Source organism: Candidatus Poriferisodalis sp. (assembly GCF_965208555.1).
Taxonomy (GTDB): domain Bacteria; phylum Actinomycetota; class Acidimicrobiia; order Acidimicrobiales; family Poriferisodalaceae; genus Poriferisodalis.
The window spans coordinates 1548715-1571046 of sequence record NZ_OZ242342.1 but is presented as its reverse complement, the minus strand read 5'-3'; the positions used below and the strand labels follow the sequence as shown (position 1 = coordinate 1571046).

Below are 22332 nucleotides of genomic sequence, written 5' to 3'. Positions count from 1 at the left end.
CTGGAGCGATGTCCTGCGGAGCTACTGGAGCCAAGCGCTCCAGGTTGCCTCGTTGTCTGCGATCCACTGGGCAGCGGCATCGTCGATCGACATGCCTTCGCCCTCGACGGCGGCCAGCATGGAGATCTGGTCGGCGCTGTCGTAGTTCATGGCTCGCAGGAACGCATCAGCTGCGGGGGCGTTCTCGGCAAGGCGCGCATCGATGATCTTGAACAGGACGTCGGCGGGATAGTCGCAGTCGACTCCGCCGGCATCTGCGGCGGCGTAGCAGTCGTCGCTGTACTCAGGCAGCAGCACGTTGGTGAGGTCGTAGCTGTTGAACGCCGAGTGGGGCGTCCACAGGTACACCAGGATCGGTTCCTCCCGGCTGTACGCGGCGTCGACCGCAGCCAAGATCGCAGCCTCGGACCCGGCGTACACCACCTGCATCGGCAGGCCCAGGTTGTTGATGATGTCCTCGTCGTACTGGACGAAGCTCGGATCACCGCCCAGGAACTGCCCCAGGTCGCCGGTCTCGGCCGTGGCGTACAGGCCGGCCAGCGCTGGATCGGCGAAGCCCTCCCACGTGGCCAGCTCCGGATGGCGCTCGATCATGTAGGTCGGCGTGAACCAGCCGATCTTGCCGACCGGGCCGAGCAGGCCAGCGTGGTCCACATTGGCGTCGGGGTTATCGATGAAGTCGATCACGTCCTGCGCGTGGCCCGACGGCCACACCTCGAGCGATGCGCTGATGTCGCCGGTGTTGATGGCCCCCCACTGCGCGTTCTCGTCAATGTCGACGATCTCGACGTCGTAGCCGAGCTCGCTCTCGAGCAGCTGTGCGGCCACCGCCACGTTCAGAGCCGAGCCGTTCCACGGATTCGCAGCCAAGGTGATCGTGGTCTGCGAGCCCAGGTCCGGGCCCTCATCGGCCGGCGCCTCTTCGGGCTCGTCGGCCTCCATCGCCTCGGTCGTGGCCGCTGGCTCCTCGGCAGCGTCATCGCTGTCGCCGCCGGTGCAGGCGGCAGCGAGCAGCCCCATCGCTGCGATGAGCGCTAGGAGCAGTTTCCAGCTGCTGAGCTTTCGGTGCCGGCGAGTTCGTTCGCCGGACTTGCGTTCTTCGGACATGGGCTCCCCCCGGTGTATCTCCCCCCCGTCCAAAACAGGCTGTTTGGACGGTTTTAGAAACACTAGCACGTCCGCAATGCGCCAATACCGCGCACTGGCGCGCGGCAGCGGCTCGTGGGCGTACTGTGCAACTGATGACGGCGCCCAATGTCCTGCTGGTGATGGCGGACCAGCTGGCGCCGCACTTCACCGGCACCTACGGGCACCCGATCGTCCAGACGCCTGCCATGGACGCGCTGGCCGAACGGGGTGCGAGGTTCGATGCGGCCTACTGCCCGTCACCGCTGTGCGCGCCCTCGCGCTACTCGATGATGACCGGCCGCCTCCCATCGCAGATCGGCGCGTGGGACAACGCGGCGGAGTGGAGTGCGGCAGCGCCCACCATGGCCCACTGGCTGAGCCTGGCGGGCTACCGGACCGTGCTCTCGGGGAAGATGCACTTCGTCGGCCCCGACCAGCTCCACGGCTTCAGCCGGCGGCTCACCACCGACATCTACCCGGCCAACTTCGCCTGGACGCCCGACTGGGATGCGGCCGATGAACGGATCGACGCCTGGTACCACAACATGGAGAGCGTCACCGATGCCGGCCAGGCGCTCGCCACCTACCAGATCGACTACGACACTGAGGTCGGCAACGCCACCCGCCGCTGCCTGTACGACCTGGCCCGTGACGCTGACGAGCGTCCGTTCTTCCTGGCGGTGGCCTTCATCCATCCCCACGATCCCTACGTGGCTCGCCCCGAGTGGTGGAACCTCTACGACCACGACGACATCGATCTGCCGGGACCGCTGCCGTCCGAGCTGGATCCGCACACGATGCGCATACGCCGCGGCATCGAGGCCGACACCATCGGCTTCACCGAGGAGCAGTGCCGCAACGCCCGCCGCGCCTACTACGCCAACACCAGCTACTTCGACTGGTGGCTCGGCGAACTGCTGGCAGTGCTGGACGAGACCGGCCGAACCGATGACACGGTCGTGATCGCCACAAGCGATCACGGCGACATGCTCGGCGAGCGGGGCGCCTGGTTCAAGATGTCGTTCTTCGAGCGGTCCGCCCGCGTCCCGCTGGTGATGGCCGGACCCGACATCGCTCAGGGCACGGTTGCCAACGTGTGCTCGCTGATGGACCTGGCGCCCACGCTCGTCGAGGCGGCAGGGGGCTCGGTGCCGGATCTCGGCGCGGTGCTCGACGGGCGCAGCCTGTGGCCTGCTGTCACCGGTAGCGATGATCCGGCGGACGAGACCATCGGCGAGTACATGGGCGAGATGACGTCGTCCCCGATGTTCATGATCCGCCGGGGTCGCTACAAGTACATCCACTGCGACACCGACCCGCCTCAGCTCTACGACCTCTCGGCCGACCCGGCCGAGCACCGGAACCTGGCGGCGTCGCCCGATCTGGCCGACGTGTCGGCTGGCTTCGCCGCCGAAGTGGCCCAGCGCTGGGACGCTGCGGCCATCCGCGAACAGGTGCTGGCCTCACAGCGGGCTCGGCGGGTAGTGCATGCCGCCGCCGCACAGGGCTGGGACTACCTGCCGCCAAGGGACCCGGCCAACGAGTACATCCGCGACCACATGGACTGGGCCGAAGCCGGACCCAAGCTGCGATACCCCGCCGACTAGACCGCAAGCACCCCGGCTCGACCGGACCCGAGCGGACCGGACAAGAGCGGGAAATCCGGCCGAAACATCTTTGCAACAGCCCCGACCCGCGCTGTGCATCCAGCGGTCACCTCAGGGTGACTCCCGCGCAACACGCCGTTTCTAGGTTCGGTCCATCAGCCAGCAATCGGAAGCCGAGTCCTAGGAGATTGGCCATGAAACGCAAGCTATTCGTCGTTCTCGCGGGCGCTGTCGGCGGCCTGTTCCTGTTTGCCGGCCCAGCCGGCGCGCAGGACGATTCGCTGTCCGCCGAGATGGTGCAGGCGGTGATGGACAACCTGTGGGTGTTCATCGCCGGCGTGCTCGTGTTCTTGATGCAGGCCGGCTTCGCCATGCTCGAGTCGGGTCTCACCCGCTCGAAGAACGTGGCCAACATCATGGCCAAGAACCTCGCCGACGCCTCCATCGGCATCCTGGCGTTCTTCCTGGTGGGCTACGGGCTGGCCTACGGCGGCGACGGCAACGAAGCGTTCGGCTGGGGCTCGTTCGCCCTGTCGGGCGTCGACCTGTTCGACATCTCCGAAGGCCTGTCGGGTTCCACCGACTTCTTCTTCCAGGCCGTGTTCGCCGCCACCGCAGTCACCATTGCCTCGGGCGCCATGGCGGAACGCACAAAGTTCAGCACGTACCTCATCTTCAGCCTCGTGACCACGGCGATCATCTACCCGATCGTGGTCCACTGGACTTGGGGCGGCGGCCTCATCGCCAACATCTCGATCGGCGACGCCGTGTACAGCGACTTCGCCGGCTCCACCATCGTCCACAGTGTCGGCGGCTGGATCGCCCTGGTCGGCGCCTGGATGCTCGGGCCGCGCATCGGCAAGTACGCAGCCGACGGCACCTCGCGCAACATCCCGGGCCACAACGTCACGCTTGCCATCCTGGGCGTGTTCATCCTGTGGTTCGGCTGGTTCGGCTTCAACCCGGGCTCCGAGCTGGCCGCCGACGAGTTCGTGATGTTCGTGGCGCTGAACACCGTGCTGGCAGCGTGCGCCGGGACCATCGGTGCCACGGCGCTGAACTGGCTGCGCACCGGCCGGCCCGACGTGCCCATGGCAGGAAACGGTGCGCTGGCCGGCCTGGTCGGCATCACCGCCGGCTGCGGCACCATGACGCCCTGGGGCGCCATCATCACCGGCTTCATTGCCGGGCTCATCGTGGTGGTCGTGGTCGGGTTCGTGGACCGCAAGATGAAGATCGACGATCCAGTCGGCGCCTTCGCCGTCCACGGCGCGGCGGGCATGTGGGGCACGCTCGCCATCGGCCTGTTCGCCCGCTACGACGACGCCTTCCTGGGCCGCGAGAACGCCGGCCTGTTCTACGGCGGCGGCATCGAGCAGCTCATCGTGCAGTTCCTGATGGTGGTGATCGTGGCCGTGTGGGTCATCGTGACCTCGGTGATCCTGTTCGGGGTGCTGAAGGCCACCATCGGGCTGCGAGTGTCGGCAGAGGAGGAAATGGTGGGCCTCGACGTGTCCGAACACGGGGGCCCCGGCATGGCGCTGGACGACGTGGTTTCGAGCGGCTGACACTCGACCATGGGCTGAGTCGCCTCGCGGCACCTTTTCTGCTGTCAGCGGAAGTCCCCGGGTTATCGCCCGGGGACTTTCCGCGTTGCGCCCGCTGCGGAGGCGGCAGAACCCTCGGCGACCAGCGATCCGGCAGGTCGCAACGTCGCCGAGTCTCCTGCCGCCTCCGCAGCTCGTGCATCTGTGTGTCTCGGTGCGTGCCGTAACTTCGGTTCGATGGTGCGGCGGGTGCTCGCGAATGTGGGGCGGGGGCTCGCCATGGGGGCCGCGGACGTGGTGCCGGGGGTGTCGGGCGGCACGGTGGCGCTGTTGCTGGGGATCTATGACCGGCTGGTGGGGCAGATCGCTCACTTGAGCGCGGCTGCCGCCGCCGCGTTGCGTGGTCGGTTGCGCAGCGCGTTTGCGATGGCGTTGCGTGCTGAGTGGGCCTTTCTCGTCGCTTTGGTCGCGGGAATCGGCATTGCGATCGTGGCTCTGGTTGAGGTGGTGCGGTGGTTGATTGATGAGCAGCCGGTGGGGTTGTCGGCTGCGTTCTTTGGGCTTGTTGCCATGACGGTGGTGACTGCCCGGCGGGAGGTGAGCCGGTGGCGGGGCGGGCTCGTGGCGATGGCCGTGGTGGTGGCGGTGGTGGTGTTTGTGTTGTTGGGGGTGCGGGCTGGGAGCGTGGGCGATCCGGGTGCTGTGGTGATTGTCGGCGCGGGGGCGCTGGCGATCTGCGCCATGATCCTGCCTGGCATCTCCGGGGCGTTCGTGTTGCTGCTGCTGGGGCTGTATGACCCGATCACCGAGGCGGTGTCGGACCGTGATGTGGGCACGGTGTTGCTGTTCGGTGTGGGTGCAGTGCTGGGTCTCGGGCTGTTCTCGCGGCTGCTGCAGCGCTTGCTGGAGCGGTGGCGGGATGCGGTGATTGCGGTGCTGATGGGGCTGATGGCGGGGTCGCTGCGGGTGCTGTGGCCCTGGCCGGTCGGCGATCCTGACGCCGAGGGTTTCGGCAATGCGGCGCTCGGCGCACCGCCTGCATCCGACTTGGCGGTGGCCGTTGTGGCGGCTGCTGTGGCGGCCGTGGTTGCGGTGGGGCTGCATCGCCTGGGCACCCGGCAGGCATCCCCGTAACGACGTTCCGCTGCTGTTAACTGAAACTGTTGCGCTACCGTCCGGCGCTGTCCGCGCCGGCGCTGTACCCATCAGCGTCGCTGAGCGAGCGCTGCCCACCCCGGATCCCCATGGCCACTTCTCTCGTCATCGTCGAGTCGCCCGCGAAGGCGCGCACGATCTCGCGCCTGCTGGGCGACGACTACGTGGTGGAGTCCTCCGTGGGCCACATCCGCGACCTGCCGCGCAACGCCTCCGAAGTGCCGGCCGCCTACAAGTCGGAATCATGGGCGACGCTCGGCGTCAACCCCGACGACGGCTTCAAGCCGCTCTACGTGGTGACCGCCCGCGACCAGGTTCGGCGGCTGCGATCGCTGCTGCGCTCCGCCGACCAGCTCTTCCTCGCAACCGATGAGGACCGCGAAGGCGAGGCCATCGCCTGGCACCTGCTCGAGGTGCTGAACCCGCAGATACCGGTGCGGCGCATGGTCTTCCACGAGATCACCGCCGCCGCGATCCGCGACGCCATCGACAACCCCCGCGACCTCGACCGGCGGCTCGTCGATGCACAGGAAGCACGACGCATCTTCGATCGCCTCTACGGCTATGAGGTCTCGCCGGTGCTGTGGCGCAAGGTGGCGCCACGGCTCTCCGCCGGGCGGGTCCAGAGCGTGGCCAACCGGCTCATCGTCGAGCGCGAGCGGGAGCGGATGGCGTTCCGGGCTGCGGAGTACTGGAGCATCACCGCCACCCTCGAGGCCCCGTCCGGTGCGGCTGCAGGCTCTCCGCCGGGCGGGCCCCCCGCAGACCGGTTCGACGCATCGGTCATCTCGCTGAACGGCAGCCGGGTCGCGAGCGGTCGTGACTTCGACCAGCAAGGCATGCTGCGCACCGCCGGCGCCGCAGTGCTCGACGGCATCGCTGCCGCGTCGCTGGCCGGCGCCCTGGAGGGGACCCGCTTCGCCGTGACCTCCCGGGAGTCCAAGCCGTACCGGCGCCGACCCCCCGCCCCGTTCATCACCTCGACGCTGCAGCAAGCGGCCGGCGCCCGGCTCGGCTTCTCGGCCTCGCGCACGATGGCAGCGGCCCAGCGGCTGTACGAGAACGGACGCATCACCTACATGCGCACCGACAGCACCACGCTGTCGGACCAGGCGCTCGGCGCGGCACGGCGCATCGTCGCCGGCCGCTACGGGGCCGACAACCTCCCGCCGAAGCCCCGCATCTACACGCGCAAGGTCAAGAACGCCCAGGAGGCGCACGAGGCGGTCCGGCCTGCGGGCGAGAGCTGGCCGGCGCCGGGCAGCGTCAACGAGCTCGGCGGCGATGCCTCCCGCCTGTACGACCTCGTGTGGCAGCGCACCGTGGCCAGCCAGATGATCGATGCGACGGGTGAGACGGTCACGATCCGGCTGGCCGGCACGGCCGCCTGCGATCTGGCGCCGGCGCTGTCGCAGGGCTCGCCGGCAGCCGGCCGGCACGATGTCGAGCTGTCCGCCGGCGGCACCGTCGTGCGCAGCCCCGGCTTCCGGCTCGTCTATGCACCGCCGCCGGCCGGCGCTGACGAGGAGCCCGAGCGCATCCTGCCTGACCTGGACGCGGGCGACTCGGCGACCGCCCTGGCGCTGGAGCCGAACTCCCACAGCACCAGCCCGCCGGCGCGGTTCACCGAGGCGTCGCTGGTGCGGCGGCTCGAAGAGCTGGGCGTCGGCCGGCCCAGCACCTACGCCAGCATCATCGAGACCATCCAGGCACGCGGGTACGTGTGGAAGAAGGGCTCGTCGCTGGTGCCGGCCTTCACGGCGTTCGCCACGGTGGGCCTCATGGAGCGGCACTTCGACCACCTGGTCGACTACGCGCTCACCGCCCGCATGGAAGAAGACCTCGACGAGATCGCCAACGGCGAGCGCGACGCCCAGCCGTGGCTGACGGCGTTCTATTTCGGCGATGGGGATGCCTCGACGCCCGAGGCGGCCGGCGGCCTGCGCTACCTCGTCTCCGACGATCGGCTGGCCGACATCGACCCGGCCGAGATCAACAGCATCCCCATCGGCGTCGACGCCGAGGGCGAACCGGTGGTTGCCCGGGTGGGACGCTTCGGCCCGTACCTGCGGCGCGGCGACGCCACCCGGCCGCTGCCCGACGACCTCGCGCCCGACGAGCTGACCTTGGAGCGGGCGCTCGAACTGCTCGACGAGCCCACCGAGCGAGTGCTCGGCACCGACCCCGACACCGGCCTCGACATCATCGTGCGGCCCGGCCGGTTCGGCCCTTACGTGTCGGTGGGGCGCCCCGACGAGGTCGACGAGCGTCCCCGCACCGCATCCCTGCTGAGCCACCAGTCGCCCGAGACGCTCACGCTCGACGACGCCACGGCGCTGCTCTCGCTGCCGCGCACGGTGGGGGCGGATCCGTCCGACGGCGCCGAGATCACGGTGCAGAACGGGCGCTTCGGCCCGTATCTCACCAAGGCGGCTGTCGGCGACGCCAAAGCAGAGAACCGCAGCCTCGAATCCGAGGAGCAGCTCTTCACCCTCACGCTCGACGAGGCGCTGGCACTGCTCGCCCAGCCCCGCCGCCGTCGCGGCCAGCAGCCGGCCAATGCGGGCCGCGAGATCGGCCAGGACCCCGACAGCGGCAAGCCGATGGTGCTCAAGGACGGGCGCTTCGGCCCGTACGTGACCGACGGCGAGTACAACGCGTCGCTGCGGCAGGGCGACGACGCCGAGACGCTGACGGTCGAGCGAGCAGCCGAGCTGCTGGCGATGCGACGTGCGAAGGGCCCCGCCAAGAAGCGTGCGGCCCGTCGCAAGCAGCCCGCCAAGAAGTCTGGGGCACGCAAGCGTGCCGCCAAGAAGTCTCCTGCGCGCAAGCGTGCGACAAAGAAGTCAGCTGCCCGCAAGAAACCGGCGAAGAAGCAAGCACCGCCCGGCTCCTAGCCTGCTGAGTGCCATGGGTTCCGATCGTTCGACGCAGTCGTCCGCCGGCTCGGACGCGCCCGACGGCAGCTCTCAGGCCGATGCAGAGGTCGACGGTGGGGCCCCCGACGGATCACCGCGGCCGGGGTTGTTCGCGGCACCGGGCTTCCTGCGCCTGTGGGTCGCGCAAGTAGTCAGCTCCTTCGGCGACTGGATCGGGCTGCTTGCCACCATCGAGGTGGCGCGACGCATCGGGGGCGACCAGCCCGGCTCGGCCATCGCGCTGGTCGTCACCGCACGGGTGCTGCCCGGCTTCTTCCTGGCCTCGGCCGGCGGCATCATCGTGGACCGCTTCAACCGCAAGCGGCTGCTGGTGATCTGCGACATCGTGCGGGCCAGCGTGCTGCTGACCATCCCGTTCATCGACCGGGTGTGGCTGCTGGTGCTGGCATCGCTGGCGCTGGAGCTGGCCACCTCGCTGTGGAGTCCGGCCAAGGAGGCCATCGTCCCCAACATCGTGCCCACCGAGCACCTCACCGCGGCGAACTCGCTGGGCTTGGTGGCTGCCTATGGCACGTTCCCGCTGGGTGCCGGCGCCTTCGCCCTCATGGCCAAGCTGGGCGAGCTGATCGGCTGGACCGACATCGGCCAGGTGGAGATGTCGCTGGTGCTCGACTCGGCCACCTTCCTCATCGCCGCGGCCATCATCGCAACGCTGCCGCTGTCGCCGCACATCACCGCTGCCCACCGCAAGCGTGACACCGGTCGCCGCATCGACTGGCGGCAAGGCTTCCGTGAGCTCCGCGAAGGCTGGGATTTCATCGCCCTGAACCCGCAGGTGCGTGCCGTGCTGGTGGGGCTGGGCACCGGCATGATCGGCGGCGGGATGCTGGTGCCGCTGGGAGCGGTGTTCAACGATGAGGTACTGGGCGCCGGCAGCGCCGGCTTCAGCTCGATCCTGGTGGCGATGGGCCTGGGCGTCGGCGGCGGAGTGATGCTGCTCACCTTGGTGCAGGCGGCGGCGAACCGCTTAGCTCAGAACCGCGAGCTTGAGACTCCGAAGGGCCTCTTCTCCCGGAGCGCTCGCCTAGTGATCAGCGTTCTCCACGCCACAGCCAGGCGCATTGCGGCATCGAAGTTTGGCCAGCGCGACAGTCTGTTTGTGCTCTCAGTTTTCTTGGCCGGGGGATCGTTGTTCTTCGCTGCGTCGATGTCCACCACGCTGCTGGTGTACGCCGGGGTCTTGATGTTGGGGCTGGCGGCCGGCTCGGTGTACGTCACCGGGCTGACCCTGCTGCACGAGAACGTGGAGGAGGTGCTGCGAGGGCGGGTCTTCGCGGCGATGTACACGCTGGTGCGGTTCTGCCTGCTCATCTCCATGGCGGCCGGCGGGTTCCTGTCCGACGGCTTCCAGTGGTTCTTCGAGGTTGCGTTCGACAACGAGATCTCCATCGGCGATTGGGTGCTGGCGCTGCCCGGTGTGCGGGGAGCGCTGTGGCTGGGTGCGCTGCTGATCCTGATGGCAGGCGTGCTGGCCGCCCTGTCGCTGCGCACCCGGCGGGGCACAGGCCGCCGGGCGCCGCAGGCAGCCGGCTCCGGTGAGAATGGGCCATGACTGACCGCGGCCGCTACATCGCGCTGGAGGGCTGGGAGGGCAGCGGCAAGACCACGCAGGCCGCGCTGCTCGCGGAGCATCTCGGAGCGGTACTGAGCCGCGAGCCCGGAGCGACTCCCCTGGGCGAGCATCTGCGTGAGGTGCTGCTCGGCGCGGACTACTGGCCGAGCCCGCGGGCCGAGGCCTTGCTGTTTGCAGCCGACCGCGCCCAACACATTGCCGAAGTCGTCGCTGCGCACCTGGCGCAGGGCCGCGATGTCGTCACGGACCGCTCGTACGGTTCGACCCTTGCGTACCAGGGTTACGGGCGGGGTCTGCCTCTCGACGAGCTGCGAGCGCTGATCGAGTACGCCTCAGGTCGCCCTGATCCGCCGCCGACAGGTCACCGTTTGCCAGAGGTGATCCTGCCCGACGTTGTCGTCCTGCTTGACGTGCCGCTTGCACATCCCCGGACTCGCTCGCGCCAGAAGAACAAAGGGGCCAAGCGCAAGGACGACATCGATGGGATCCAGATGACGCTCTTGGGCGCCGAGGAATCTCACACCGCGCTGCAAGGAGACAAGTTCGAGGATGCTGACAGCTCGTTTCGCGAGCGGGTCTGGCACGGGTTCAGGGACTTGTGTGCAGCGGAGCCCGAGCGCTGGGTGCTTGTCGATGGGACTGGCCGAAGGCCAGGAGTCGCGGAGCGTGTCAGGGAGGCCGTCGCCGGAAAGCTCTCGGGCGATGCATAGGGCGTCGTCGCACGCAGGTGCTGCCCCACGGCATCCGGCTCGGAAGCCGCTGCCCGTCAGGTCAACGCGGCAGCGCCGCTTGACGAGCTGAGGAACTGCCGTGGTGTCAGACTCCGGCGTCGGGGAAGAGGTGGTTCCGGCCGAACCGGCAGAACTCTCGTTGTTCGACTTCGGCGATGCACCGGCGATAGTGCCCGACTCGCCGCCGCCTGCGCCGGAACCACCGTCCGAGTCGCAATCGGAGCGGCCGAAAGCGCCGCCTGTGCCCTCGCCCGCTGCGGCAGGCGACTCCGTGCCCGCTGCGCGGCCGCCAGCGCCCCCGGAGCCTCAAGTCGACGAGGCGCCGGTCGGCAGCTTGCTGGACGGCATTGTCGGCCAGCCGGCAGCCGTCGAGCGCCTGCAGGCTGCGCTGGCCTCGCCGCTGCCCTCCTACCTGTTCGTCGGTCCCGCCGGTGCCGGCCTGCGCGGCGCAGCGTGCCGGTTCGCCGGGGAACTGCTGGCGGCCCGCAGTGCGACACCCGAACGCGAACGCCGCCTCGCCCTCGCAGAGCAGCATCCCGACCTGCTCGTGTTCGACCGTGTCGGCGCCGCCATGACGGCCGAGCAGGCTCGCGAAGCAGTGCGCGCAGCGGCGGCCGCGCCCGTTGCCGGGGACCAGAAGGTCATCGTGCTCTGCGACGTCGACCGTGCCGCGCTGAGCGCGCCGATCCTGCTCAAGTCCGTCGAGGAACCGCCGCCGTCGTGTGTCTTCGTGCTGCTCGCCGAAGAGATCAACCGGTCGATGGAGACGCTGGCCTCCCGCTGCGCACGCGTGGACTTCGAAGCGCTGGGCGATGCCGATCTGCAGGCACTGCTGATCGCCGAGGGCATCGAGCACGGCCGGGCTGGCTTCGCTGCGGCTGCAGCCGGCGGCTCGATCGACCGGGCCCGCCTGCTGGCATCCGACGACGATGCTGCGGTGCGCATCGAGACGTGGCGACGCCTGCGGGGCTCCTTGGACGCCACGGCATCGGTGGCGATGGCGGCAGTGGACGAAGCGCTGGAGGCGACCGAGCAGGCAGCAGCGCCGCTGGAGGCCCGCCACGAGGCGGAGCGAGCAGCAGCCGACGAGCAGGCCGAGCTGTACGGGACGAACGTGGGCCGCAGCTCGCTCGACGAGCGGCACCGCCGCGAGCTGCGCCGGGTGCGCACCGACGAGCTCACGATGGGCCTGGAGGTGCTGGCCTCGCAGATCCGGGAGGAAGCCGGCGCCGGCCGCCTGCGGGCAGATGCGGCCGCCGGGCAGCTCGACGCCATCGGCGAGGCCGCCGAGGCGCTGCGCTTCAACGCCAACCAGCGGCTTGCGCTGAGCTGCCTGTTCATCCGCCTCGGCCGCTGACGCCGCTTCAGCCTCGCCCTCGAGGCGGGATCGGGGCGGCCGGCGAGCCCGAGGTGGGGATTGAACCCACGACCTGCTCTTTACGAGAGAGCCGCTCTGCCACTGAGCTACTCGGGCAGGAGTTGGTGCGAAACTTGGTGCGTAATGGCAGTTTCTTGGCCTCTAGGCGGTGTTGCGGACCGCTTTTCGCACGCGTTGGAGGTTAGCGCTGCCGAGCGGACGTTTGACGGCCGCCGCTTAGGCCCGTGACCGCTGTTTCGCCGACGCGCAGACGCGCTGAGCTAGCCCTCGTGGGGAAAACTTGGGGCCGCGTCGTGCCTGCTAAGTGTTCGGGGGGATCTTGTGCGTCCCGAACCAGTCTTCGAGCTTGCGCAGACCGAGGCGGCGCATGTAGTGGACGAGCGCTTTGATGCCTGTGAACAGCTGGTAGCCGGCGAGTTCGAACAGAAGCGGGTTGCGTCCGATGGTTCCGGCGCGGCTGCGGGGCAGCCGTGCTTTGAGGTCTGAGTTGAGCGATTCGACGTCCTGGCGGAGCCCGAGGAGATCTTCGCCCCTTGGGTCGGTCTCAGGCAGGACGCTGAGTGCTCGTGTGCGACGGTAGCTGTTGTTGATTTCGTCGGGTGTGCTGTTGTGGCAGATGAGCACTACGGCTCCGCGGAGCTTCTTGGGGACGCCGGCCACGTCGGGGAGTCTCCAGTGGCCCCACACGACGATGCGCATGGCTTGGTAGTCGCGGTGGGCTTTGATCCGTTCGAGCACCGCGTAGTGCTCGTTGCCGGCGGAGTCGCGGAACGCTACGGCGGGGGACCCGTCGATGGCTTCGGCTTTGAGCCATCGCATGGTGCCGTCTGTGAGCTTGAACTTGTGCTTGCCGAGGTTTCGGTAGGCGTAGTGACCGCCTTTGGTGCGCTGCACTTTGCCTACGGGGATGATGCCTGCGTCGAGCAGGCGGTCTCGGTGCGTCTGGTGCATGGCCATGTCGTAGATGAACGCGCAGACTTTGCCGCCTTCGCCTTCGATGCCGTTGATGAGCTTGAAGGCCATGTCGATGGCGAGGGTGCATTCGCTTTGGGGGTTGTCGGGGCTTGGCTGGGCGAGCAGCCGGACCGACAGCGGCACGCGTTCGCCGGGGTGCGGTGCGCGGGCTTCGGTGATGACGGCGTGGTGGCCGGCGCTTCTGACGATGTTGCCTTTGGAGTCTCGGGTGTATTGCAGCGCTTCGGGGTCGTATGCGTGCAGCTTTTCGCCGGTTTCGGGGTCGACGGCTTCTTCGATGCGGGCTTTGTAGAGCGCGGGTATCCAGGTGCCGTCGGAGATGATGCAGCTGGTGGACGAGGGGGTGCTGAACGGGTCGTTGCGGTTGAACAGCCCGATGGATGTCGCGATGAGGATGCTGATGGCGTCGATCTTGTCGAGCATTTTGTCGAATTCGGCTCGGTCGGCGACTGCTTTGCGGAAGCGTCGGTACTGGTCGCGGCTGGGTGGCCGCTTGGAGAGCCGGAACCGCTTGTTGTCGGGGTGGGCGCGTTTGACGGCTTTGCGCAGCCGCTTCCATGTCTGCAGGTCAGCGAGGTTGCGTTCGGCTGGACGCTCGCCGCCGTAGGACCATTTGGCGAGCCAGAACACGAGCGCGTCGGCGGCGACGTACTCGCATGGCCGTCCGCCGTCGCCGGGTGTGTGCTCGAAGGCGGGCTGCAGTTCGAGATGCAGGTCCCACAGCGGCTTGGACACCGCGCAGATCTCCATCATTGCGGTGTCGGAGATCTTGAGCGGCTTGCTCTTGATCTTGCGCTTCCGCTTCTCTTTGGAGAGCCGCTTCGGGGTGACGCCGATGGGTCCGTCTTTGCGGTCCGCGATGGTGTCGTCGGAGGGGTCGATGTCGAGTTCGGCTGCGGCGACTATTAAGCCTTCGCTGAATGCGTATGGCTTGCGCTGCTGTCTTGTCTGCGCCTTGGTCTTGCCTCTAGCCATCGTCGGACCTCCAGGTGTGTCCGACTGCGGCTGCGGCGGTGTCGAGAGAGCCGGTGCCGAGGAACCTGGCGGCTGCTTCGATTCCCGCTGATTCGAAGACTTTGCGTGCTGCGGTGTAGCGGATCGACATGCCGCTGATGCCGTCGATGTGCCCGATGCCGGCTTGGCGCATGAGCTGCGACAGCTGGGTGCGGATGCTGCGCGCTGCGCCAATGGGCGATGTGGCAGGCCGGACGCACAGCGGCTCTGTGCGCGAATCGGGCGGGGTGTGCTCGATGCGCCTCCGGATGGTGCGGCAGCCCCATTCGCTGAGCGAGTTGACGCGGGCGTTGTCGCCGGTGCCGAGTCGGACGGTGCCGACATTCAGGTCGATGTCCGCGAGGCACACGGCGGGGATCTCCGCCGGTTTGGCTCCTGCGAGCGACAGCGTCACAGCCACTGATCGCCGTGACGGACGCGTTCCGGGGTCCGCGTGGGTCTTGACCCTGTCGAGCTGAGTGTCGGTCAGCAGCTTGGTCTTGCGTCCGCCGTCCTCTGCGATGACTGCTCCGCGCACCAGTGCGTTGGCGTCGATGGGGGCGCCGAGCTGTCGTGCTGCCTTCAGCGCAAGCCGTGCCGCCCACAGCCGGTTTCTCTGCGTTGTCGGCGCGGGGTCGTAGTGGGTCTGGGTCTGTGCGTTGTATCCGGGCGAATCGACCCATTCGGGGATGACATCGTCAGTGAGATCCTGAAGCTGTTCTAATCCGGCGCTTTCGAAGTAGGCGAATAGCTCGAATATCAGGGTGTTGATTTTGTGGTATGAGCCTGCGTTGTGGTCGTAGCTGGCTGCTATTTCGCTGCTGATCGGCTGCAGCCAAGACGAAATGCACCAGTCGTCCCTCATGATGAGATTCCAGGCGCCGATTGCGGAGCGAATACGATGCGGCATCCGGGGTGAAATCGGCCGAATCGCGGACGTGCGCTTCCACTGGTTCTCGGCGAACCGAGAGCTGGGCGGAAGCGGGAACGTGTTATATTGCATCTATCAGTTGCGGTATGGCTAGTTGCGGTATGGCTAGTTGAGGCATTGCATCTGGTCAGACCTGCCATAGTGAATGGCAGATCAATTGGTCGGTCGCCGCAGCGATCTTGGAGGAAAGATGCGGCGACCGACCTGTCTTTAACCAGACGCACGTATTTTAATTCAAGTGCGTTCCCTGAGGATTTGGACAACCGGGAAACAGCACGCGTGAGTTGTACGGAATTGGACATCGAGGAGTCCTGAGTGTGGCGCTGAGATCGGACAACAGCCGAAGTCAGAGTCGCCGAAAATAGGACGCCCGAGCGATAACGTCAAAGGTTTCAAGAGTTCGGTCGTTCGACTGCTGCCGCATGTCGATGATGCTGGAACAACGGACTATTCGGCAAACTTGACGGATGCGCGATGCAGTGATCTTGATGCAATGCTGAGCTGTCGACATTGCGTGCGATACCGGGCACTGGGACCGTCGACGACGTGCGCATAGGGCATGCTGCGGACCGCGCCTGGATGCCGATTGTCCAGACGGTGCGTATATGGGGTCATCAGGATTGACGTCGAGATCTGCCGAGTTCAGATCGATCTGTGATACGCATCGTGTTCCAGTCTCTGAGTCTTGGCTCACAGCTGACGCGATCTATCGAGTCATATTGGATTGCTACGATCACCAGTGGTCCGAAGGCGATATGTACCGATACGCCGTATCGGACTGCGTAAGGCAATTGCAGCTGCCGCTGTGGCCTCAATATCCGCCTTGGCCATCAGACGCGCGTGCCCAGTGAATCTGTGAGCGTTATCGCGACGGCTGTCGACTAGCCCGACGGAACTGCGTTGCCGATTTGTCGGTAGACGGCGCTGCGGGTGCCACGCCACTCCATGTCGGCAGGAAGGCTCTGGATGGCAGCGGCCTCTTGGACGGTGATGGGTCGAAGACGCTGCGCGATTATTTTGCAGGTCTCGCCGCCGTCGAAAAGGTGCGCGCCATAGCGGGTGACCCAGCAGCTGTCGTTGCCTTCGAGCCAGTCTTGGTCGACGATTGGTGTGTGGTTCCCGCCCATCGACGCAGGGAGCGTCGGCGCGGGCTGATCGATTCTGCCTCTCCTACACTTCGACCGATGGCGCACTACTTCAGCATCCAAAGCGAACGTCTGGCGGCTCGGTTCACCGATGCGTGCGACGATCCCGACCTGCTGTCGTTGGCGAGCGGCCGAGTGCTTGCCGCAGTCGGCAATGCGTACTTCGACGTTCTGTTCATGATTCGCGCATCGGGGATGGACACACATCCCAAGATCGAGCCCATCTGGGAACAGCTGAACCAGCGCTTCACCGACACGCAGAACCTCTTGGAATCCCGGTACCCCAAAGACGACGACGCCTGACTCATCAGCCCGCAGCCGAACCCGCATGCTCGCTGCTCGGCGCTCGTCCTGTCGCTTCAGTACCATGGCGACGCCACGAGTAGTCGTGATCGGTGCCCTCGATACGCGAGCGGCTCGGACATCCGGCAGTCCTCACGCACGAAGCGCCTAGCTGAGCTCCTATGTCAAGGACCCGGTGTCGAGATGGGTCCAGATGCAATCTGAGATGCGCGGGTTCGCGTGAAGTCGGGAGTGCACCCAGCGGATGATGCTCCCTTGTCAGCCCAAGTGCGGCTGTGGCCGTCGTCGACTTGGAATTGCGCAGACTCGTCTGAACTCGGCATTGAATGGCGGTTGAGCGTCAGCAGCGCGAGATGGGCCGATCGAGCACCTCACTGCAGAATTCGGCGAGGGACTGACGGTCCTCGTCCACCACCGTCTCGATGTCCTTGAGCAGCGCTGAATCACCACAGCGTGATCGTGCTTGGATCAGCGTTGTCTCAAGGCGTCCGTGAACGATGACGAGCTGCTCGTAGACATCGGAGGCTTCGCCGACGTTGTTGATCTGCCCGCTGGCAATGGCATCGCGCTCGGCGCTGAGAGCGAAGATGTTCGCCACTGCAGCCTCGCAGGATCGCTCATCGCTTAACTCGGGACCTGAGCTTGCACAACTGGCGAGCAGCACAGCTCCGAGAGCGGCGAATGCCCGCCTCATAGACAGCCCTCCTCTGTTCCGACGTGCCCGCTGTGACGCTATCCCGCGCAATTTCCTAAGCAGATGCAAGTGACTCGGTGAGTTTTCCGAATCCGCAGAAATCGCTGGTGTGCCCCTCACGCTTCAGAATGAGGTCACCTTGCTCTACGCCACACCGCCGTCGGCGGCGCGCCTGCATCACGCGCACACAATTTCACGCGAAACGACTACCGGCAGTCCGCGGTGGGTTGGCCTATCGACAGCGCTGCCGGTCAGCGGCTTATGCAGCGGCGAGTGTCCCGTCGTCGATCCCTCGGGAGCCTCGGCGTGCGCAACTAGCCGGCAGGTTGGCTGCGACGATCTGCGGCAGGCGGGGGTCTTGGAGTTCGTCGCTTAGGTGCGCGAGGCGTCTGAGCGCGGTCATGCGCTCTCGCTCGTCGATTGCGGGGTCGGCGAGCGTTTCGAGGTATGCGTGCACTGCGATCTGCTCGAACTCGGATGCGTTGCCGTGCCCCAGCGTGCTCAGCAGGTCCGCGAGCCGTGCGCGCAGCAACGGGTGAAGGGCGGTCTCCTGGGCGAGTTCGGCCCATCGGTCCTGGATCGTGCTGTTCACTCGGTCGAGCGGCGGCGGGCAGGTGAGCATGCTGTCATGCTCGATGTCGATCCATCCCGGAATCCATTCCCCGAGCGCCAAGTCGCCGTGAGGGTCGGGCTGGCCGCGGCGTGTCGTGTATCCGCACGCCACGGACAGCGCCGTGAACGCTCGGTCAGGATCGTCATGGGATTCGCGATGCTCGTCGATACGCCGCCGCAGATCCTCCAGCGCAAACGACGAGGCATCGGAATCCGCCACGAGATCAGCGCAAAACCCGTTGACAGTCTGGACACTGGAATCGAGTTCAGGAGTGGTCACAGTCATGGATGGAACGTAATGAGCAACCGAACGAGAAGACCCGAATAGCCCGAAGCCCCGCGTCCCGACCTAGCTTCCGGCCTCGTCCGCGACCAGTCCACCGCTTACTTCGACGTCTGGTCTTGCGAGTCCGACCAAGCGCCATCGCGTCGAGCTGGCTGTATTCGGCCAGCCACCTCAGCATTCTCGCCAGCACACCTGCGTCCCGATACGGCATCACGGCCGGCATACGATCAAGCTCACCCGTTTGGACCCATCTGGCGGACCACCCCAGCCTCGGGGGCGCCGGCCTTGATCCGTTCGACCAAGAGCCGCCTCCCCATGGCTGTCTGGCGTGCACCAGCGTGAGACATCGGGCCTCTTGTCGTCGTGTCCGTTCCCGCCGACACTGCGTTCCCACGGTGGGCTCAACCCATTGCTCTGTTGCCAGCCTCTATGTCCACGACAACTGGTCATCCGAGCGGCGGATCGCTCGCGCGGATGGTGTACAGCTGCCTGGAGCATGCGCTCAACGATGCTGAAGCTCGTTGCAGCAGTGTTCGCCATCAGCGGACTGGTAGTCCCGACAGTGCTGTGTCTCAGGCTTCTATTGACTGAGGATGCCGCTTGCTGGAATCGACCCAGCGTGCCAGAACGCTGAGGGCAGCGAGCTGCTCAAGGGCCTCTTGTTCGCTCAATTCGACGGCATGATGACCTGACAAGTTCCGAATCCCCGCGGTTACGGCGATGCCGAGATGCATGGCGCCGAGATGCGCCGAGCGCCAACTCTCGGCGTCCTCTTCATCCACCACGGTGAGCCGAAGTCGGGGATTCGCCTCGCTGGCTTCGTCAAGCGAGAAAGCCTGCTCATAGACACTCTTGCCGGAGAGATCCCGTCGTTCTAAGCGGACCCGCGTTTTCTGCTGCACGGCTTCAGCAGCAGCGTGGACCGCGTCACGAAAGTAACCGTCATCCCAGCGGCCGCGCGCAGCATCCCAGACCCAACCGTGAAGGCCAACGGCCCTGAGCGCTGGGCCTCGCGTCGGGAAGATCGCTTCTCTGCGGTCGGCTTGGCTGAGGATGCCGGCAAGACGTTCGGCGGCTTCACTCGCGGTATCCCATTGCCAGAATTGGCCTTGCGGCTTGAATCTGTCTCTCGGTTCGTCCGGATCAACGACACCGGCGATTTGCTCGATGAGCGGCTGCAGGCGTAGAAGCCCGGAATGGGAAGGGTGATCCCGCGGACTGGTTGACTGAGAGTTCATGTCGTGGATGCTGTAGGCGTCATCGACGGACTTGTTCACGTTCAACACCTGCAGGAACTCGCTGACTGTTCTTTGCGCTTCGTCGATGTCGAGTTCTGGCATCACGATTTCCGAGGTTCGCAGTGCCCATGAATGCCGCCACTGAGGCGATCCAATCGGAGGGCTCCTGGTTCAGCGGCGTGCAATGTAGCTGTCGATTCGGACGCGACGATGCTGCCGCTCGGCATGTGAGGGCATTGTCGCCGCCATGGCGACAACACAGAGCGAGAAGCGGCACCGCATCCGACGGGTGGTGGACTGTGCCCGCGGTGGCGGCTCTTTAGTCGTGGCAGCCCGCGTCGCCGGTGTCAGTGTGAGCACCGTGGCTCGCTGGAGAGACGCTGGTTCGACCCTCGAATGGCTTCTTTGGGCGCAATTCGTGACCTGTTGTCGCTCGCCTGCGCATTCTCCTTGCCATGGACATGGAGACGGTTGACGCTGATAGGTACGTGAGCTACGCGGATGCGTTTTTCGCGGACGCGATGACCGCTGGGCGCTTCTGGGTCAGAGTGCGTGACCTCGGTGAATCGTTCTACGACCGCTGGCTTGACTGTCCTGACGACTGGGGGCTCTATGCAATCGCAGAAGCCTGCATGTACGAACTGCGTCTCAGTACTACAGCGAGAGGCTGCGAGCGGGACCCGTTCGTGCCCTCTCCTGCGGACGCGGCAGGAAGGCCGTCGCCGGTGGAGCTGTCGGAAGTCCCGCAGCAGTCAGTGGATCTGTGGCGCGCCTGCGCATCGAGTGACCGGCTGAACCCGCTGCTCAAGGCCAGGCTCATGGACCTGCTGTGGGTGCGTGCCGATGGCAACCTCAAGGAGCGCAGCCAAGCCGCCATCGACGCCTATCTGCGAATCGCCGAGCTGGAGCAGGTCGATGACGAGGAGCGCTTGAGTGTGCTGCTGCGCGCACTCGAACTGAGCTATCGGGCCGGAAACGACGAACTGCACGATTGGATCGCGAGCCGGATCGACAGCTTCTTGCACGAGTATCCGGAAGTCGCGCTCTCGTCGGGCTTCGAGTTCTTCGAGAGCCACGTGAGCCTCCTGTTGCACCACCGTTGACAGCCCGCCTGCGGGAACCGTTATCGGGTGTCGCATCGGTCCCGACGCGTTGTGCGACCAAGACCGAACCGGGTGACCACAGTCTCACTCCGGCGCGGCTGGTGGCATCAGCAGTGGAGTCGCCCCCTGCGGGATGGTCGTCAAGGCGGTTCGCTGTGCTGGTAAGGCAGCTTGGTTCCTTGCGCCTTCGGGGTGTGTTGCATATCGAGCGATGCCTCGTTGAGCGCAGCGGCGAGTCAGGTGAGGACGCACGACACCGAAGTCTGGCGTCCCGGCCCGTCCGCAGGGGCGCTACCGGAGCTTCGCAATGAATCCCCTGTCGGACCCTCCATAGGCAAGTTCCACGTCGAGATCGTCGATGGCTTCGCGTGCTATTTCGGCCTTCGCTCGGTCCACAGGGCGGAGAGTTTGGGCTCGCTGTTCTTCGTGAGAGTTGTAGGCCGCGACGCGGTCCTCGGGGTCGAGAGTCATTAGGTGCCTCGCCAGTGCTTGGCCCACGCGTGAGTCCTTGAAACTCTGAACTGTTTCGCTGTAGATCTGGTTTGCTCGGTCTTGTCCGAGGCGCGAGGTGGCGGACCAGCGTCGCTTCAGTGCTTGAGCAGCGTCGTACTCGAAGCATCCGTCGAAGTAGCCCCCAACCTCGGTTTCAACCTGCATGTCTTCTAGGGCTTGCTCGACTTCGCGCCATTTGTTGGCGATTCTCTCGTTGGCGGCTCGCACTTCGCGCCAGTCGTCCATCGCAGCAAACTTGGCTTCCGCCTTAGCGATCATTTCGTCGGCTTCGGCTTCGGCTTCGACCCGTCGCTGATCGCGCTCTAGGTCCAGTCGCTCGGATTGCAGTTCCTCGATGGTCTTGAAGTGTCGAGCTGACTCATGGCCTTGGCGACGCAACGCTTCTAGTCCGCGGTCATAGGCTTCCTGCTGGGCGAGTGACCAGTCCAGTTCGTCGGCCGGGTCGAGGATCTCCAGGGTCGGGACGACAACGCGCTTTCCTGACTTGCTGACCGCTATCACGAGAGGTGAGAGGCTTGAGTGCCTCCATCTGCCTATGTCTCGTGTTGCGCCCTTGGACATGTTGCAGCCGGCATGGGTAAGCGCACCGCACGGCACGGGCGCGTACAGCTCTCCACTGGTCGGCCTGTGGGACGCAGGGTGCACGCTGAACTTGCCGTCAGCGTGGACGAGCACGAACCCATCGGCGGCGTTGCCTGATCCGATCGGCATTACATGGTCGTCCTGCAATGGGAGATCAGCGAACGGCTTGGCGCAGATCGAGCAAGGCTGGCGCGGGTCGATTCCGCGCTCGAACGCGCTCGGACCGCTGCGCGAGCGCTTTCTGCCTGTGGATGGTTGATTGCTGTGGTCCTGGGGGCGCTGGTCCGTGCCGGCCTCTCGTGTCATGTCTTCGAGGCCGTTTCTCGGTGCTTCGCGCGAGCGCGTGCGTTCGACATCGTCGTTCGCGGGCTGGGTCGATACGATCCGCGCAATCGGCTGTCAGTCGCACCCGCGGCACCTGCCGAATGCCGGCGCAGCCCTCCCTGTTGCATGGCAGATGAAAGCTACCAATCTGCACATGAATGCTATGGACGCTGGCTTGCGACCTCATGATTGCGTGGCGGTCGGGGCGCATAACAGAGCACGAGCTGAAGTGGATGATGCGTCCGATGGCGCGTCCGTCGATCATTTCTTCGAGTTCGCCCAAGCGGACTCGTCGCTCGTCGCCGAGCCAGAGGTTGCCCTCAGTGCTGTGGAAACCGAGGTACCCAACCCGGTAGTCGTCGTAGTCGTCGGCACGTCGTCTCGTGCGCGATTGCAAAACGAGGCTATGTGAGTAACTGGGTATTGATGAGTCTTGCTGGGTCCGCTGGCATCGAGAACAGGTGCTCGTAAAGGCATCTGCCTAGCAGCGCTGTCGGCCAGCGTGTGCCGCGATGGGCGAGGCGCATCAGCGATGCAGCAGCGGTTTGCCATCGGCGCTCGCCTGCAGTGAGGTC

General features: G+C 66.1%; 18 protein-coding genes and 1 tRNA gene. 10 read left to right on the top strand and 9 right to left on the bottom strand.

Translation table 11 applies throughout. The annotated features are described in order from the left end of the window. Positions 1-21: 21 nt before the first annotated feature. On the bottom strand, positions 22-1107 hold the full coding sequence (locus tag ACOGXE_RS07270) for a glycine betaine ABC transporter substrate-binding protein (protein ID WP_419933279.1): 1086 nt from the start codon (positions 1105-1107) through the stop codon (positions 22-24). Positions 1108-1241: 134 nt separating this feature from the next. Here ACOGXE_RS07270 and betC point away from each other — a divergent pair, with 134 nt between their 5' ends. The 7 genes from betC to ACOGXE_RS07235 all read left to right on the top strand — a co-directional run bounded on the left by betC (position 1242) and on the right by ACOGXE_RS07235 (position 12037). Then, the gene (betC, locus tag ACOGXE_RS07265; protein WP_419933278.1) at positions 1242-2735 is read left to right on the top strand and encodes a choline-sulfatase; all 1494 of its coding nucleotides are present in this window, start codon (positions 1242-1244) and stop codon (positions 2733-2735) included. A 194-nt stretch (positions 2736-2929) separates the two neighbouring features. After that, a complete protein-coding gene (locus ACOGXE_RS07260; protein WP_419933277.1) occupies positions 2930-4303 on the top strand; it encodes an ammonium transporter in 1374 nt (457 codons plus the stop codon). Between the two features lie 216 nt (positions 4304-4519). Next, entirely contained in the window at positions 4520-5416 is an 897-nt protein-coding gene (locus ACOGXE_RS07255) for a DUF368 domain-containing protein (RefSeq protein ID WP_419933276.1), read from the top strand. Positions 5417-5526: 110 nt separating this feature from the next. Further along, positions 5527-8334 carry a type I DNA topoisomerase gene (gene topA, locus ACOGXE_RS07250; RefSeq protein WP_419933275.1) on the top strand — a complete coding sequence of 936 codons (2808 nt, stop codon included), beginning with the start codon at positions 5527-5529 and terminating at the stop codon, positions 8332-8334. Positions 8335-8347: 13 nt separating this feature from the next. Then, complete coding sequence (locus ACOGXE_RS07245; protein WP_419933274.1) at positions 8348-9928, top strand: MFS transporter; 1581 nt, start codon at positions 8348-8350, stop codon at positions 9926-9928. Then, positions 9925-10659, top strand: a complete 735-nt coding sequence (gene tmk, locus ACOGXE_RS07240) for a dTMP kinase (RefSeq protein ID WP_419933273.1) — start codon at positions 9925-9927, stop codon at positions 10657-10659. The genes ACOGXE_RS07245 and tmk overlap by 4 nt, the downstream gene beginning before the upstream one ends. A gap of 100 nt (positions 10660-10759) precedes the next feature. Continuing rightward, a complete protein-coding gene (locus tag ACOGXE_RS07235; RefSeq protein WP_419933272.1) occupies positions 10760-12037 on the top strand; it encodes a hypothetical protein in 1278 nt (425 codons plus the stop codon). A gap of 45 nt (positions 12038-12082) precedes the next feature. On the opposite strand, the gene ACOGXE_RS07230 is transcribed toward ACOGXE_RS07235, so the two are convergent. From ACOGXE_RS07230 to ACOGXE_RS07215, 4 genes are all read right to left on the bottom strand, one after another. Then, positions 12083-12154 (bottom strand) — tRNA-Thr (locus tag ACOGXE_RS07230). Between the two features lie 204 nt (positions 12155-12358). Further along, positions 12359-14008 (bottom strand): hypothetical protein, encoded by a 1650-nt coding sequence (locus ACOGXE_RS07225; RefSeq protein ID WP_419933271.1) that lies wholly within the window; start codon positions 14006-14008, stop codon positions 12359-12361. Then, a complete protein-coding gene (locus ACOGXE_RS07220; protein WP_419933270.1) occupies positions 14001-14891 on the bottom strand; it encodes a hypothetical protein in 891 nt (296 codons plus the stop codon). The genes ACOGXE_RS07225 and ACOGXE_RS07220 overlap by 8 nt, the downstream gene beginning before the upstream one ends. Positions 14892-15838: 947 nt before the next feature. Further along, a complete protein-coding gene (locus tag ACOGXE_RS07215) occupies positions 15839-16084 on the bottom strand; it encodes a DNA cytosine methyltransferase (protein WP_419933269.1) in 246 nt (81 codons plus the stop codon). 57 nt (positions 16085-16141) lie between these two features. Here ACOGXE_RS07215 and ACOGXE_RS07210 point away from each other — a divergent pair, with 57 nt between their 5' ends. After that, entirely contained in the window at positions 16142-16405 is a 264-nt protein-coding gene (locus ACOGXE_RS07210) for a hypothetical protein (protein ID WP_419933268.1), read from the top strand. Positions 16406-16745: 340 nt separating this feature from the next. Here the strand turns inward: ACOGXE_RS07210 and ACOGXE_RS07205 are convergent, their stop codons facing one another. The 3 genes from ACOGXE_RS07205 to ACOGXE_RS07195 all read right to left on the bottom strand — a co-directional run bounded on the left by ACOGXE_RS07205 (position 16746) and on the right by ACOGXE_RS07195 (position 19337). Then, on the bottom strand, positions 16746-17003 hold the full coding sequence (locus tag ACOGXE_RS07205; RefSeq protein ID WP_419933267.1) for a hypothetical protein: 258 nt from the start codon (positions 17001-17003) through the stop codon (positions 16746-16748). A 355-nt stretch (positions 17004-17358) separates the two neighbouring features. Beyond that, a complete protein-coding gene (locus ACOGXE_RS07200) occupies positions 17359-17997 on the bottom strand; it encodes a hypothetical protein (RefSeq protein ID WP_419933266.1) in 639 nt (212 codons plus the stop codon). Positions 17998-18569: 572 nt separating this feature from the next. Next, on the bottom strand, positions 18570-19337 hold the full coding sequence (locus ACOGXE_RS07195) for a TIGR02391 family protein (RefSeq protein ID WP_419933265.1): 768 nt from the start codon (positions 19335-19337) through the stop codon (positions 18570-18572). A gap of 353 nt (positions 19338-19690) precedes the next feature. Here ACOGXE_RS07195 and ACOGXE_RS07190 point away from each other — a divergent pair, with 353 nt between their 5' ends. Next, positions 19691-20338: a DUF7380 domain-containing protein gene (locus ACOGXE_RS07190; protein ID WP_419933264.1), complete on the top strand. Its 648-nt coding sequence runs from the start codon at positions 19691-19693 to the stop codon at positions 20336-20338. A 291-nt stretch (positions 20339-20629) separates the two neighbouring features. On the opposite strand, the gene ACOGXE_RS07185 is transcribed toward ACOGXE_RS07190, so the two are convergent. Further along, positions 20630-21352, bottom strand: a complete 723-nt coding sequence (locus ACOGXE_RS07185; RefSeq protein WP_419933263.1) for a hypothetical protein — start codon at positions 21350-21352, stop codon at positions 20630-20632. A 385-nt stretch (positions 21353-21737) separates the two neighbouring features. On the opposite strand from ACOGXE_RS07185, the gene ACOGXE_RS07180 reads away from it, so the two are divergent. Beyond that, positions 21738-22169, top strand: coding sequence for a hypothetical protein (locus ACOGXE_RS07180; RefSeq protein ID WP_419933262.1), 432 nt, complete (start codon positions 21738-21740; stop codon positions 22167-22169). The last annotated feature ends 163 nt before the right edge of the window (positions 22170-22332 follow it).